The sequence below is a fragment of the Sporosarcina sp. Y352 genome, assembly GCF_056786535.1.
Genome location: NZ_JBXCJE010000014.1, coordinates 18274 through 32468, shown reverse-complemented (window position 1 = coordinate 32468; position 14195 = coordinate 18274). Strand labels below are relative to the sequence as shown.

Annotated in this window: 14 protein-coding genes; 6 read left to right on the top strand and 8 right to left on the bottom strand. The window is 40.9% G+C overall.

Going from position 1 to position 14195, the window contains the following annotated elements:
• Positions 1 to 72: 72 nt before the first annotated feature.
• Positions 73 to 1305 carry an aminopeptidase gene (locus tag AC1TO6_RS17970; protein WP_482103001.1) on the bottom strand — a complete coding sequence of 411 codons (1233 nt, stop codon included), beginning with the start codon at positions 1303 to 1305 and terminating at the stop codon, positions 73 to 75.
• 170 nt (positions 1306 to 1475) lie between these two features.
• Between AC1TO6_RS17970 and motA the strand changes: the two genes are divergently transcribed.
• A complete protein-coding gene (motA, locus tag AC1TO6_RS17965; RefSeq protein ID WP_482103000.1) occupies positions 1476 to 2294 on the top strand; it encodes a flagellar motor stator protein MotA in 819 nt (272 codons plus the stop codon).
• Positions 2278 to 3036 carry a flagellar motor protein MotB gene (gene motB / locus AC1TO6_RS17960; RefSeq protein ID WP_482102999.1) on the top strand — a complete coding sequence of 253 codons (759 nt, stop codon included), beginning with the start codon at positions 2278 to 2280 and terminating at the stop codon, positions 3034 to 3036. The genes motA and motB overlap by 17 nt, the downstream gene beginning before the upstream one ends.
• Before the next feature lie 51 nt (positions 3037 to 3087).
• Here the strand turns inward: motB and AC1TO6_RS17955 are convergent, their stop codons facing one another.
• On the bottom strand, positions 3088 to 3309 hold the full coding sequence (locus AC1TO6_RS17955) for a DUF1128 domain-containing protein (RefSeq protein ID WP_482102998.1): 222 nt from the start codon (positions 3307 to 3309) through the stop codon (positions 3088 to 3090).
• 58 nt (positions 3310 to 3367) lie between these two features.
• The gene (locus AC1TO6_RS17950) at positions 3368 to 4750 is read right to left on the bottom strand and encodes an alanine/glycine:cation symporter family protein (RefSeq protein ID WP_482102997.1); all 1383 of its coding nucleotides are present in this window, start codon (positions 4748 to 4750) and stop codon (positions 3368 to 3370) included.
• Between the two features lie 226 nt (positions 4751 to 4976).
• Here AC1TO6_RS17950 and AC1TO6_RS17945 point away from each other — a divergent pair, with 226 nt between their 5' ends.
• Both AC1TO6_RS17945 and AC1TO6_RS17940 read left to right on the top strand, forming a co-directional pair.
• A complete protein-coding gene (locus tag AC1TO6_RS17945) occupies positions 4977 to 5357 on the top strand; it encodes a YtxH domain-containing protein (RefSeq protein ID WP_482102996.1) in 381 nt (126 codons plus the stop codon).
• 26 nt (positions 5358 to 5383) lie between these two features.
• Entirely contained in the window at positions 5384 to 6382 is a 999-nt protein-coding gene (locus AC1TO6_RS17940) for a YihY/virulence factor BrkB family protein (RefSeq protein WP_482102995.1), read from the top strand.
• Positions 6383 to 6436: 54 nt separating this feature from the next.
• Here AC1TO6_RS17940 and AC1TO6_RS17935 read toward each other — a convergent pair whose 3' ends face one another.
• The 5 genes from AC1TO6_RS17935 to AC1TO6_RS17915 form a co-directional block, all read right to left on the bottom strand.
• A complete protein-coding gene (locus AC1TO6_RS17935) occupies positions 6437 to 8341 on the bottom strand; it encodes a heavy metal translocating P-type ATPase (RefSeq protein ID WP_482102994.1) in 1905 nt (634 codons plus the stop codon).
• 324 nt (positions 8342 to 8665) lie between these two features.
• A complete protein-coding gene (locus AC1TO6_RS17930) occupies positions 8666 to 10207 on the bottom strand; it encodes a fumarate hydratase (RefSeq protein WP_482102993.1) in 1542 nt (513 codons plus the stop codon).
• A gap of 27 nt (positions 10208 to 10234) precedes the next feature.
• Positions 10235 to 10411, bottom strand: a complete 177-nt coding sequence (locus AC1TO6_RS17925) for an SE1561 family protein (protein WP_482102992.1) — start codon at positions 10409 to 10411, stop codon at positions 10235 to 10237.
• Between the two features lie 715 nt (positions 10412 to 11126).
• Positions 11127 to 11930, bottom strand: coding sequence for a polysaccharide deacetylase family protein (locus tag AC1TO6_RS17920; RefSeq protein WP_482102991.1), 804 nt, complete (start codon positions 11928 to 11930; stop codon positions 11127 to 11129).
• A gap of 48 nt (positions 11931 to 11978) precedes the next feature.
• On the bottom strand, positions 11979 to 12887 hold the full coding sequence (locus AC1TO6_RS17915) for a TIGR01777 family oxidoreductase (RefSeq protein ID WP_482102990.1): 909 nt from the start codon (positions 12885 to 12887) through the stop codon (positions 11979 to 11981).
• Positions 12888 to 12994: 107 nt separating this feature from the next.
• Between AC1TO6_RS17915 and recX the strand changes: the two genes are divergently transcribed.
• A complete protein-coding gene (gene recX / locus AC1TO6_RS17910) occupies positions 12995 to 13807 on the top strand; it encodes a recombination regulator RecX (RefSeq protein WP_482102989.1) in 813 nt (270 codons plus the stop codon).
• Positions 13797 to 14129 (top strand): YfhH family protein, encoded by a 333-nt coding sequence (locus tag AC1TO6_RS17905; RefSeq protein ID WP_482102988.1) that lies wholly within the window; start codon positions 13797 to 13799, stop codon positions 14127 to 14129. The genes recX and AC1TO6_RS17905 overlap by 11 nt, the downstream gene beginning before the upstream one ends.
• Positions 14130 to 14195: the final 66 nt, after the last annotated feature.

Below are 14195 nucleotides of genomic sequence, written 5' to 3'. Positions count from 1 at the left end.
GTCCTTAGTATACAGTAAAAACCCATTTAATTTAAGGGGTTCATTAAATGTTTTTAGTAATTGTGACGTTTTTTAGAAAGCCCAGTTGCCTTTACGGAACACAGCTTCACTTGTTCCGTCATCAAAAATCCCATCAATATCCATCTCGTTGGAACCAATCATGAAGTCGACATGTGTAATGCTTTGGTTTAAGCCATTTTTTTCGAGATCTTCACGTGACATCGTTTTGCCTCCCTCGATACAAAATGCATATGCACTGCCAAGAGCAAAGTGGTTTGATGCATTTTCGTCGAACAGTGTATTATAGAAGAGTAAACCTGATTGCGAAATCGGTGATGCATGAGGGACGAGTGCCACTTCACCTAGATGTTTCGCGCCTTCATCGGTATCGATCAAGCGTTGTAATACTTCTTCACCTTGCTTAGCTGTAACAGCTGTTACACGTCCATCTTTAAATGTGATTTTAAAGTTATCGATAATGTTTCCGCCGTAGCTTAATGGCTTTGTGCTAGATACATAACCATTAACACTTGTTTTTAAAGGAACAGTGAATACTTCTTCTGTTGGCATATTCGCCATGAAAGTATGACCTTTTTCATTGACACTACCCGCTCCGCACCACAAGTGGCCTTCAGGTAATTCAACTAACAAGTCCGTGCCGGAAGATTTGTAATGGAGTTTTCGGAAACGCTTACCATTCAGATAGTCAACTTTGGCATGTAAGTTAGTATCGTGGGTAATCCACTCTTGTATCGGATCTTCCTTGTCTGTACGTACTGCTTTAAAAATGGCTGTCCATAGCGCTGGGACCTGCTCTTCTTCAGAAAGTTCGGGGAATACTTTTGAGGCCCATGCTTTTGAAGGAGCGGCAATTACAGTCCAGCTGATTTTGTCGGATTGAACATATTGACGATATTTGTCGAGTGCTTGTCCAGTAGCTTTTTGGAAATCGCCTATGCGCGATGACTCTATACCTTTTAATAAGTCAGGGCTTTGCGAAATGATGCTCATGAACGCAGCGCCTTTTTCTGCGAGTTGTTCACGTTCCAAAACTTTCCACTCAGGGAATTCCGCAAAAGAATCAGTGGGTGCTTTTTCATAACGCAGTCGAGTGATTATATCATCTGACCAATCTACAAATACTTGACGTGCACCTGCATCGTAAGCGGCTTCAGTTACAAGTCGAACAAATTCCGCTGTTTCTGTAGAAGCACTGATATAAAGGTACTGATTAGGCTGAATATTGACTCCGACTTGAACTGCGAGGTCCGCGTATCGTGATAGTTGTTTGTTAAATGTGGTCATGTGTAATGACTCCTTTCCTTATCTTCTACATAGTATCAATTTACAGACAAAACCTGCAACGAAAAGGTTACAGGAAGATAAATCTCATATATTTATTACTTGCACACTTCTAAAGAAAAGACTAAAGATGCCGAAATAAGAAGAAGAATGGAATATTTGGAGGGTCAACTATGGATTTGTCAACAGTACTAGGGCTTGTACTAGGGTTTGTAGCACTACTTGTAGGAATGTCGATGAAAGGTGTCCCGATAGAAAACTTATTTAATATGGCAGCTATATTGATAATCATTGTAGGGACATTGGCAGCAGTTGTAATTGCATTTCCTATGAACGAGTTAAAGCGTGTTCCAAAATTGTTCGGTATCCTTTTTAAGGAACAGAAACTGGCCTCTGATTCTGACATAATCCGTATGTTTTCAGGCTGGGCAGATATTGCACGGCGTGAAGGGTTATTATCACTTGAAGCAAAAACCGACGACATTAATGATCCGTTTTTAAAAAATGGATTAAGTCTTGCAATTGATGGACAAAACGCAGATTATATCCGTGATGTCTTGAGCGAAGAGGTAGAAGCGATGGAAGATAGACATTCTGCGGGAGCGCAAATATTCTCCCAGGCAGGAACGTACGCACCTACGCTTGGCGTGCTGGGAGCGGTGGTGGGTCTTATTGCTGCCCTTAGTAATTTGAACGATATTGACGCGCTTGGACACGCGATTTCGGCAGCGTTCATAGCGACGTTGCTGGGTATATTTACGGGTTACGTGCTTTGGCATCCATTTGCAAATAAATTGAGACGTAAATCGCATGAAGAGGTTAGGCAGAAGAAAATGATGATTGAAGGAGTACTTTCAGTTCTTGAAGGGGAAGCTCCACGTGTTATCGAGCAGAAACTATCTTCTTATTTGTCTGCAGAAGAGCGCAGGAAATTAGCTGTTAAAAACAACGACGACAACAAGGAGGCGGGTGGCTTTGTCGAAGAGACGTAAGAGGAAAAAGGATGAACCCCACATAGATGAGTCCTGGCTATTGCCATACTCAGACCTTATGACTCTTCTTCTCGCACTTTTTATTGTGTTATTTGCATCGAGTACGGTTGATGAAGAAAAGCTCAATCAAATGTCCGCGGTGTTCAGTCAAGTATTTGACGGTGGACAGGGTTTGATGGATAATTCGGCTCCCTCACCAGTTCCAATACCCAAGGACTCCAATAGCAAGAATGAAGAGAACTCATCATTTATAGAAGACCAGAAATCCCTAGGAGAAATTCAGGATAGAGTGGATGAATATATTGCAGTGAATGAATTGGAGAACCAATTTGAAACAAAACTGGCTGATGAAGGGTTGCTTGTAACGATTAGGGATAGCATCCTTTTCACACCGGGAAATGCTGATATAGAAAAAGAGTATATTGGAATTGCAGATGATATTGCGAACTTGCTCGTTTTTGATCCACCGCGTCAAATCATTGTGACAGGTCATACTGATAATATACCGATTCAAAATACACAGTATGAATCAAATTGGGAACTAAGCGTCATGCGTGCGGTGAATTTCTTGAAGAGTATTGTGAATAACGGTGAAATTAACCCATTGTTATTCAGTGCTAAAGGCTACGGGGAGTTCCAACCAATCGAATCAAATGAAACAGCGCTGGGAAGAAGTAAAAATCGACGGGTTGAAGTATTAATACAGCCGCTGGTCTTAAAAGATGGAACTGCGTTTGAATGAAAATTAAAAAAAGATTCGCCTGATCTATAGATCAGGCGAATCTTTTTTTTATTAACCTCTTAATGTGCCAAGTTCTGCTGCAATTGCTTGCATTTCATTTGGTGTGATAGTAGCACGTTTCATAACCATTTCGTACATATAGTGCAAGTCTTCATATTTAGAAGTGCTGAAGTTTTCAGCTTTCATAGCGTCAACATTGACCATACGAAGTTTTTCTGTAATCTTGTCAATCATATAAGAAACGTTTTCTGGAGTTGGGTTTGATAAATCCATAGTTTCGTCCACCTTTCAATATACTTTGGACTCATCATTTCATTATTCTCCCAGACTGTCAAATGGCAGAAGATTTACCTCGCTTTGCTGCCGCTTCTTCTGCTCTTTCTTCTTTGAGTTTTGCATTGAAACGTTTTGTTTCAAAGACAATGACTCCGGACAACCCGAGAAGCCCAATTAAGTTCGGTATTGCCATTAGTCCATTCATTACGTCGGCGAATAACCAAACAGCATCAAGAGTCGCTGTTGCACCTACGAAGATGATTGCGATAAATACGAGACGGTAGTAAATTAGAACCTTCGGATTCGGGAATAAGTATTGGAAACATTTCTCTCCGTAGTATGCCCAGCCGAAAATTGTTGATGTTGCAAAGAATATCAATCCAATTGCAACGACAATCGGACCTGCTCCACCAAGGAATTCGCCGAATGCCGCTGCTGTAAGAGCACCTGCTTCAATACTCTTGTCCTTCCACATACCTGACATGACGATGGTAACGCCCGTAACTGAACAGATGACAAGTGTATCAAATAATACTTGCGTCATAGAAACGAGTGCTTGGCGTCCCGGCAAGTCTGTTCTAGCTGCTGCAGCAGCAATCGGAGCTGATCCGAGACCAGCTTCGTTGGAGAAAAGGCCACGTGCGACCCCGAAACGAATAGCTGCTCCGATTGCACCCCCAACAGCAGCCTCTCCTGTGAACGCATATGAGAATATGGTTGCAAAAGCGCCTGGAATGAGGTTGAAGTTCAAAATCATAACAATCAAACCTGCAATTAAATAGAATCCAGCCATGATGGGAACGAAGAAAGATGTAACTTTCCCGATTGTTTGAATTCCACCAATGATGACCATTCCACCGAGGACTAAAAGTACAAGTCCTGTAATCCAGTGGGGGATATTAAAGGTCGAGTTCACGACATCGGCAACCGCCTTAGACTGAACTCCATTCCCTATACCGAACGCTGCAATCGCGCCAAAAATAGCGAACAAAACACCTAGCCATTTCATTTTCAGACCATGTTCTAAATAGTACATCGGTCCGCCCGCCATTTGACCATTCGCATCCTTGACGCGGTATTTAACCGCTAGGATTGCTTCACCATACTTTGTAGCCATCCCGAAGAATCCAGCCATCCACATCCAGAAAACTGCACCTGGACCCCCAAAGTAAACTGCTGTTGCAACTCCGACAATATTACCGACACCAACTGTCGCGGCCATTGCGGTCATTAGTGCCTGGAAGTGAGTGATATCACCTTCTGATTTTTTATCCTGATTTCTAGTAAAAACAAGTTTTAAAGCATAAGGTAACATACGTACTTGTATAAGTCCTAGTCTTACCGTTAAAAAGATACCTGTTCCGACGAGAAGGATAAGTAAAGGCGGTCCCCAAATAAATCCGCTTGCCTTATCCAAAAAAGCTGTTAGTCCATCCATCCCATTACCCCCAGTATTCCTAATTTAACTTTTTTTACCCCAAGCATTTTATTCAGAAGTAGCCTCACGCCCTCTCGAAGTTTTAATTTATTGTCTCTATAGTCAATATTCCGAAAATTCTCCTCTTTCGTCAAGCTTTATTTTTATAAATCGTATTTAAAGTTTGTTATTACTCCTCTGAGGGTATAATTGATTATGTGAAAGAGTCTGAATTGGAGGGTTTGTAATGGGAACTAGTAAGTTTAGAAAATTTATTGTATTGGGTGCACTTACGGGTGCGATTATCAGTATGTTCGACAGGGGTACGCGAAATCAAGTTGTCAGAAATTCAAATAACCTAATGACGCAAATGAAGTTTTATTCAAAAAATACCGATGTGCTAAAATGGAAATTAAAAGAACAGCAAGAAAAGTATCAATCTGTCTTCGAACAACTTTCAGGTGATGCTACATATATAAAAGAACAGGTCGAAGAGTTAAAAACACTAACTCCGCAAGTGAAAGATCTCGTTATGGATACAAAAGATGCGTTTGTTGAGTCGAAAGAGGAAATTAAATCGCTTGTCAGTCAAGTTCCACCGCAAAATAATAATGAAATAAAAAAGTAACTGGTATAGAAAGGAGTGACGAAAGCGTGAAGCGGAATGAGCGTTCAACTCCTGCACCTATTCCACTAGCAGAGTCCGGGAATAGAAAAAAGAAATCGGATGGCTTTTTGGCGGACTCCGCGGTTATGAAATTCTTTGAGGATGTAAAAGGAGGAGGCCTTGAGGAATTTGACGTTACGACAACGAACGGTTTTTTAAAGGAACTGCTTGTCCGGATAAAGAAAGTCGATGTTACGGGTTTAGGCTCGCAACTCGCCTTCTTTTTCCTTTTGTCTTTATTTCCACTACTGATTTTTATTATGACATTGCTTCCTTTTTTAAATCTCGATCAGGCTGAAATATTCTTAATGATTAGAGATTACGCGCCAGCGAGTGTTGCCATGCTGATTGAAGATACACTCAGCGATATATTAGAAAATAGAAACGGTGGTTTATTGTCAATTGGTGTACTCGCGACAATATGGTCGGCTTCTAAGGGAATGAACGCCCTTACAAAAGCATTAAATCGGTCTTATTTTACTGAAGAATCACGATCATTCATAGTGGCACGCGGAATGTCGGTCGTATTTACAGTTATGCTCATCGCTGTACTCATTGTGGCACTGATTTTGCCAGTGTTTGGTCAGCAGATTGGTATGCTCGTATTCTCTTACTTAGGTCTGGAGAAAGGTTTCCTAATCTTGTGGGGAAGTTTACGTTGGATAATCCCGCCAATTCTTATATTCTTTGTATTTTCCCTAGTCTATTGGCTAGTTCCTGACTTGAAGGTTCGCTTTAAAAGCGTGCTTCCAGGGTCACTCTTTGCAACGGTCGGTTGGATTCTAACATCACTTGCATTCTCGTACTACGTTAGTAACTTCGCAAATTACTCGAGTACATATGGAAGTATTGGAGCGATTATTGTTTTAATGATGTGGCTTTACATCTCAGCAATTATTCTAATGCTTGGCGGACAGCTTAATGCGGTTATGTCAGAGAGAGGCCAAGCAAAACGTGCAAAAGAAAAAAGCAATGCAGTCATGTAACAATGACGCATTGCTTTTTGGTATTCATCTAAAGGGTTTTAGTGGCTAGTCAGCTCATTCAATTCGATTTAACATCCTTAACCCATTTAATATGACAAGAATTGTACTGCCTTCATGGCCGATGACGCCGAGTGGCAGGTCAACAGCTTGCAGGAAGTTTGAAATGATGAGTACCACTATGACGGAAATAGAGAAGAAAATATTCTGTTTTACAATCCGTTGCATTTTTCGAGAAAGTTTAATAGCAAAGGAAATACGCCTCAAGTCATTTTGCATTAGGACAATATCAGCTGTTTCTAGCGCGACATCGGTTCCTCCGCCCATTGCAATGCCTGAAGTCGCAGTAGCAAGTGCTGGTGCATCATTAATACCATCGCCGACCATTCCGACATTTTTATGTTCGGCGAGTAGTCGTTTTAAATGTTTAACTTTCATTTCAGGTAAACATTCTGCGACATATGAATCGAGACCAGCTTCTTTCGCGATAAACGCAGCTGTTTTTTCGTTATCCCCAGTCAGCATGATTGTCACAATACCTGCTTGCTTTAACTGTTGGATAGCTTCAATGGCCTCAGATCGTAAAGTGTCTCTCATTGCAGCAGCCGCGACAACGCCTTTATCGTCTTTCATGAAAATAACTGTTTTGCCTTCATCTGCGAGCGTTTCCGCAATCCCTTGATGAAATGCTTCCGCCAAATCTTTCCCGACAAAACGGGGGTTTCCTATTAGTATTTCCCGTGTTCCAATGAATGCACGAATACCATGACCTGGTATGTCTTCTATTTGTAGATTGCTATCTATGGTGATTCCTTCAGCAATAGCGAAATTTGTAATCGCGACTGCTAGTGGATGATTAGATTGGGACTCTATGCTTGCAAGGAGCTTGAGTGTTTCTATTCTAGTTGCATCGTCTCGTACAAAAAAATCTGTAACAATCGGTTTACCGTTCGTTAATGTACCTGTTTTGTCGAAAGCAATCATTTTTAGCGACCCTAGATGTTCGAGATGGACACCACCCTTGAATAATAAGCCAAGCCTAGCTCCGTTAGAGATAGCTGCAAGCGTGGCTGGCATAATTGAGGCAACAAGCGCACATGGAGAGGCGACGACTAGTAAGACAATCGCTCGGTATATCGTGGTCGTCCAATCCCAGCCAAGTATATAGTGCGGTAGGAACATCATAATTAGAACCATAATTAATACAATCTTTACGTAAGTACCTTCAAACTGTTCGATAAATTGTTGGGAAGGTGATTTCTGACTTTGTGCATTTTGAACAAGTGTAATGATTTTTTGGAAAAGAGTTTCAGAACTCGACTTTATCATTTTCATCTGTATGGTACCGTTCAAATTGACAGTACCGGCAAATAGTTCGTCGTCCTCTTTTTTATTAACAGGAATGGATTCCCCGTTAATGGCGGACATATCGATGGAAGAGCTACCATGCGTGATGATTCCGTCGACGGGAATCCGTTCCCCAGGTTTTACAAGAAGAATTGAGCCGACCTTAAGTGAGGCGATAGGTACTTTGATGTTAGATCCATCTTTTTGAATAAGCCATGCCTCTTCAGGTTGGAGTTCCATTAGTGATGAAATTTCCTTGTGGCTTTTATTCATAGTGTAGGTTTCAAGTGCTCCACTGAGTGCAAAGATGAAAATTAGGATTGCACCTTCTGCCCAGTAGCCAATTATTGCGGAACCAATTGCTGCGAAAACCATTAGCATTTCCACATTCAATTCTCTGTTTTTAATTGTTTCTTCGATTCCCTCTTTGGCTTTTGCAAACCCTCCTATCAAAAAAGCAATGATATATAGAGGAACGGTAATCGTTTCAACACCATACTTGCCACTAGACCAAGCGGCAATTATGACTACGCCTGATAGAATAGCGGCGACCAATTCAAGATGAACAAGCCAATCTTTAGATTTGTTAAGTTGTCTATTATCGAGAACAACCATGTAAATTACCTCCTAATTGAGAATGATATTCAATTTCAAATAACTGATTAAATTATGAAAGTCGTTCCCTACGAATTAGGAACGACTTTATGTATCATATTATATTCATTATCATATTGTAATTATTATTAATAAGATTATAGCACCATGTTGAGGTAAGGGAAACTATTTTGATTCAACAGTGAAAGTTTTGGAATGGCGAGGGGTGGATAAAATTGTAAGTGGTAGCGAGGGGTTGTTTAGAATCGATCAGTTCCGCTAGTGTAGTCATTAAAAAAGCACCTTGTCCCGGAAAATTTCTCCGAAAAAAGGTGCCTTAATAGGTTAGTTGTACACGCTCTCTTTGAACTGACTCAGTTTTTCAAGAGAAGACTTGTCGACATCGGCATGTAAACTATTACCGTGTGAGTCCATCGTGACAACTGCCGTAAAGTCTTTGACGCGTAGATGCCACATAGCTTCAGGAATACCAAACTGAAGAAGGTCGACACCTTCAACGGCTTTGATGCAGTCGGCATAATATTGTGCTGCGCCGCCTATCGCGTTCAAATAGACACCGCCGTGTTCAGCTAGAGCAGCTAGCGTTTTTGGTCCCATCCCGCCTTTTCCAATTACAGCTCGAATACCAAACTTCTTCATAATGTCACCTTGATAGGGTTCCTCACGAATGGAAGTCGTTGGCCCAGCAGCTTTAATTTCATAACTGCCGTCATCGTTTTTCATGACGACTGGGCCGCAATGGTAGATGATTTGTCCATTAAGATCAATGGGGGAATCATTTTCTGATAAATATTTATGAATAGCATCGCGGCCTGTATACATCATTCCACTAATTTTGACGACATCACCGACATTCAAATCGCGGATTTGTTCTTCAGAGATGGGAGCAGTAAGTTCGACGGTACGCGAAGATTGTTTAACGTCTTTTTGACTGTCTTCATCTTGCAAGAAAGCTATTTTTTCACCTTCATCATAATGCCAGTTTGTAATTTCACCAGATTCAACATCGATATCTACGGCCATGCGACGGTATGCCCAGCAGTTATACGCTACGGAAACATAGAAGCTTGCAGGGATACGGTGCATAACGCCGATTTTGCAACCTAGAAGAGTCACTTCGCCTCCGAATCCCATTGTTCCGATACCAAGTTTGTTTGCTTTTTCCAAAACATAATCTTCAAGTTCTGAAAGTTCCGGATTGGGATTCAAGTCATCGACAGCGCGGAAAAGCTGGTCTTTCGCAAGTTCATAGCCTGATGTGCGGTCGCCACCGATTCCAACACCGATGAAACCTGCAGAGCAACCCTGCCCTTGGGCTTGATACACGGAGTGTAAAATACATTTGCGGATTCCATCGAGGTCGCGTCCAGCGCGTCCGAGTCCTTCGATTTCTGCGGGAAGACTATATTGAATATTCTTATTTTCACAGCCGCCGCCTTTTAGAATCAGTTTCACTTCGATATGGTTTTGTTCCCATTGGTCAAATTTCATGACAGGGACGCCGGTACCTAAGTTATCTCCGCTATTGTCGCCAGTTAATGAGTCCACTGAGTTCGGGCGGAGTTTAGTGTCTTTTGTAGCTTGGACGATTGCACGCTTGATAGCAGCTTTAATCTCGATTTGATTTACCCCGACTGGTGTTTTAATTTTGAATGTAGGCATGCCGGTGTCTTGGCAGATTGGAGACATTTTCTCGTCAGCCATATTGATATTTTTTGTAATTGTATCAAGGCTCATTGCGGCACGAGTACCTGCGTCTTCGGCTTCTTTCGCCGCGAGGATTTTCCTTCTTACGTCTTTAGGTAGATTTGTTGATGTTTCGCAAATGAGATTATACATGCTTTTCTCAATCTGTTCTATGTACATTCTCGTTTCCCCCTTATAGCGCAACTGTTATTTGTCTGATTTAATCTTTTCCATCTGTTCTTCCAGGTCGTCCAACAAGCCTATGAGCTGATCAATTTCCTTAAGGTCTGCTGTTTCTGGTTCAATCGTATCAAGTGTTTCAAGGAATTGATGAAGTCTTGTTTTTAAGCCTTCAACATGGCCGCTATTTTGTGGTTTATCCAATCCGTACACCTCTTTTCTTTAGTATAATCGTAAACGAAAAAACCGGATTTATCAATGAAGCAGAATAGTCCTTTGCAAATTATAGAATATTAAAATTAACAGAATCTTTACAATACTAAATCTATGTGTTATGATTCAAATAATCAAATGAAAGGGAGGGTATCAGCTAGGTTGATTAGAACGAAGAACAAGGAGGCTGATAACTTTACTAGAGATAGAATTAGCTTAACTATGCAAGATTCGTTGTTTCAAATAATAGTTAGCGGAGGCGATGCTCCAAATCATTGCTAAGCACGTTGAAAAACGACTAATTCGAAAATTAAAGACTACGTAGAAAGGGATAGTATAGAAGAAGTGATAGTAAAGGAAGAAGTGATAGATAATTAGAAGGAGGGGATTCGTAAAGGTCCGCTGGCAGTATGCCGGGAGACGAATACGACTTATGCAAATGGAAATGGAAAGTGAAGGTTTAATTCATACATAAAGGCTCAGTCGTATTCTGATAATCAGATATGGACTGGGCCTTTATGATTTCTAAGGTATTCATATGAAAAGGTTGTTTTTCAAGCACATAGAATAGTTTGAATGCCACGGGGGTATACATTAGTACATAATTAGTTTTCCATTCATAGGAGGCGGCATGCTCGTCTTTATTTCATTATATAATCAGGGAAAAACGTCCACCGAATAAAGAGGACGTTTTTTCTGATTACTTTCACCTAAGAATAGAGTTTATGTTTTCATATTCAAAGACAAGGTCGTCGAGCGTTAGGAATGAATAGCCCGCTTTCTTAGCATCTTGGATGAATGAAGGCAGAGCTTGTGCATTATCAGAAGAAACCGTGTGCATTAGAATGACGGCTCCTGGATGGAGTTGTTTCATCAATTCGCCATATGCGTAATCACGGCCTTTTGGTTTATCAGCGTGCCAATCAATGAATGCGATCGACCAGAAGATATGCCTGTATCCGAGTTCATTACCTTTAGCAAGAACTTGGTCATTGAATACGCCTTCAGGGGGGCGTGTGTAGTAGGTTCGGTCAACGCCTGTTTCCTTTTGGAGGAGCTTATCAAACTTAGTCCATTCCTCTTCCATTCGTTGTTCGGAAAGGTTTGCCATGTTGGGGTGATCATAGGAGTGATTGCCAATCCCATGGCCATCCGCAATCATCCTTTTTACAAGTGGCAATGCGCTTTTTAAATAATGGCCTGTTAGAAAGAACGTAGCAGGAACTTCTTCCTTTTTTAAAGTATCCAAAATAGTTTCTGTATAGCCATTTTCGTAACCGTTATCAAACGTTAAATAGATGAATTTTTCATCGGGCTTTCCTTTGTAAATGGCTCCATGATTGTCGAGCATAGAGTCAAGTGCTGCGCCGGCACTTGGTGGCACTCCATTGATGGATTTCTTAAAGCCCCAATGAAATTCCTCTGCAATTGCTGAAAAGGGATTGAAAACAAAACCTACCAAAACGACTAAAGTAGCTAAGAAAAAACCAAAAACATGTTGTTTTACCATTGTAAACGCACCTTTCCTTTTGCGATAGGATGTGCGAAGGAAACTAATTTATACGTCTTTCTTATATAACTCACTTAAAGCTGACTCGAGTGTCGCAAATCGGAATTCAAACTTGTTGTTCAATAACTTTTCAGGTATTACATGCTGTCCTTCCAAAACAAGTGCACTTTTTTTACCTAGTACGACTTTCATTACGAATGAGGGAACAGGAATCCAGTGAGGTCTATGAAGCACAGCTCCAATCGTTTTTCCGAAATACTTCATTCTCTTAGGGAAAGGCGATGTAACATTTACAGGGCCGTGAAGGTTTTCGTTATTGATGGCAAATACGATTGCACGCACGACATCATCAATGTGGACCCATGATACCCACTGATTGCCCGACCCAACGGTTCCCCCAGCAAATAATCTGTACGGCATTACCATAAGTGGTAAGGCACCAGAATCTTTTCCAAGAATGACACCAAATCGCATGAAAACGGACCGAGTATTATTGGATTTCACAGAGCTAGCTTTCATTTCCCAGTCGGTAACAGTCTTACCAAGAAAGTCTTCTGCGTAATCAGTAGACTCCTCTGTATATATAGTGCTTTCTGATGCTGTATAAATACCAATCGCACTCGCATTGACCAGTACTGACGGCTTTTCGCTCAATGCCGAAATAATTCGCAGCAATTCATCAGTCGCTTCCATCCGACTCTCATAAATTTGTTTACGATGCTTTTCCGTCCAACGTCCTTCATTGATGGACACGCCAGCAAGGTTAACAAAGACGTCAGCGGAAATAATTTCAAGTTCAGGCTGATTACCTTCTTGGAGCCACGATACATACCTAACATTGCCATCTCTCTTACTTTCTCTCCTGGATAAAATTATAATTTCATGTCCTTCATTCAATAGTGTGGCCGTCAATTTCTGTCCGACGAAACCCGAGCCGCCTGCAATGACGATTTTCATTAACCTACACCCCCGTTAGTATTATATACCCCATATTGAGACAAATTAGGCTGAAGCACAAGGACGGAACATGTATACTAATAGAAAGCAGGGGAGGCGTGTTAAAAGTGCCTGTAATTACAAAAATATCACAACAGAAAAAGGATCTTGAAAGATATAATATTTTCTTGGATGAAAAGTATGCTTACAGCGTCCATGAATCAGTTCTCGTTAAATTTGGTCTAACAAAAGGGATGACGCTTGAAGAATGGTCAATTGACGAGATGGTCTATGAAGATGAAATTCGAAAAGCTTTTAACCGTGCGCTCCATTATTTGGGGTTTAGAATGCGCAGTGAGTTTGAAGTGAAGAAGAAGCTTTTGGACTTAGGGTATGGAGAAGCGATAGTACTGGAAGCGCTTGTGAAATTGAAAAGCCTTGGATTCCTTAATGATGAATCATTCTCGGAAGCATTACTTCGAACCCGAAAAAACTCGTCCAGTAAAGGGCCTAGAGCAATTCAACAGGAAATGCATAAAAAAGGGATAGAAAAGGAAGTACAAAATAAAGTACTTGAATCTTATTCAGAAGATGAACAACTTGAAATTGCAACGAGGCTTGCTGAAAAGACAGCGAATGCTAATCGTTCCGCAGTACCCGCCCAATTAAAACAAAAGATTCAAAATGCACTGCTACGTAAAGGATATTCATTTGACCTGATTAAGAAGGCGCTTGCGAATATAGACTTCGACCGTGAAGAAGATGAATGGAAAGCGATTGCTGAAACAGTCGGAGAGAAAGCATGGAATCGATACAGTTCAAAGTTTAACGGACGAACCTTAAATGATAAAGTGAAACAGGCAATGTATCAAAAAGGGATTCCTATTGAACGAATCGATCAGTTTATCGAAAAGAAGGAGATTGAGGAAGATGGAGATTGAAAAAAAGTATAGTGAAATGACGGAACATGAGCTGCGTACAGAAATCGGAAGGCTTCGTGAAAAAGCACGTAAGGCCGAGCAACTTGGAATTATGAATGAATTTGCGGTGTATCAGCGAAAAGTGGTTATGGCACAGTCTTATTTAATTGATCCGAAAACAATCGTGCCTGGAGAAATGTACCGTATTGAAGGGGATGAAGGTATGTTTTTCCAGGTTGATTACTTAAAAGGTCGTTTTGCATGGGGTTACAGGCTAGGTGGAGAACGTGCGGATGAGGCATTACCAATTGCAATGTTGAAATCGGTAAAAGAGGGTAAGTAATAAATAATAGATAGAGAAATGTATCTATAATTTTCTCTATCTATTATGATTCATTAGTTTCAATCA

What these genes read in the sequence shown, in the direction of transcription:
- AC1TO6_RS17970 (WP_482103001.1), bottom strand. Translation starts at nt 1,305, where the DNA reads ATGACCACATTTAACAAACAACTATCACGATACGCGGACCTCGCAGTT.
- motA (WP_482103000.1), top strand. Translation starts at nt 1,476, where the DNA reads ATGGATTTGTCAACAGTACTAGGGCTTGTACTAGGGTTTGTAGCACTA.
- AC1TO6_RS17955 (WP_482102998.1), bottom strand. Translation starts at nt 3,309, where the DNA reads ATGGATTTATCAAACCCAACTCCAGAAAACGTTTCTTATATGATTGAC.
- AC1TO6_RS17950 (WP_482102997.1), bottom strand. Translation starts at nt 4,750, where the DNA reads ATGGATGGACTAACAGCTTTTTTGGATAAGGCAAGCGGATTTATTTGG.
- AC1TO6_RS17945 (WP_482102996.1), top strand. Translation starts at nt 4,977, where the DNA reads ATGGGAACTAGTAAGTTTAGAAAATTTATTGTATTGGGTGCACTTACG.
- AC1TO6_RS17935 (WP_482102994.1), bottom strand. Translation starts at nt 8,341, where the DNA reads ATGGTTGTTCTCGATAATAGACAACTTAACAAATCTAAAGATTGGCTT.
- AC1TO6_RS17930 (WP_482102993.1), bottom strand. Translation starts at nt 10,207, where the DNA reads ATGTACATAGAACAGATTGAGAAAAGCATGTATAATCTCATTTGCGAA.
- AC1TO6_RS17920 (WP_482102991.1), bottom strand. Translation starts at nt 11,930, where the DNA reads ATGGTAAAACAACATGTTTTTGGTTTTTTCTTAGCTACTTTAGTCGTT.
- AC1TO6_RS17915 (WP_482102990.1), bottom strand. Translation starts at nt 12,887, where the DNA reads ATGAAAATCGTCATTGCAGGCGGCTCGGGTTTCGTCGGACAGAAATTG.
- AC1TO6_RS17905 (WP_482102988.1), top strand. Translation starts at nt 13,797, where the DNA reads ATGGAGATTGAAAAAAAGTATAGTGAAATGACGGAACATGAGCTGCGT.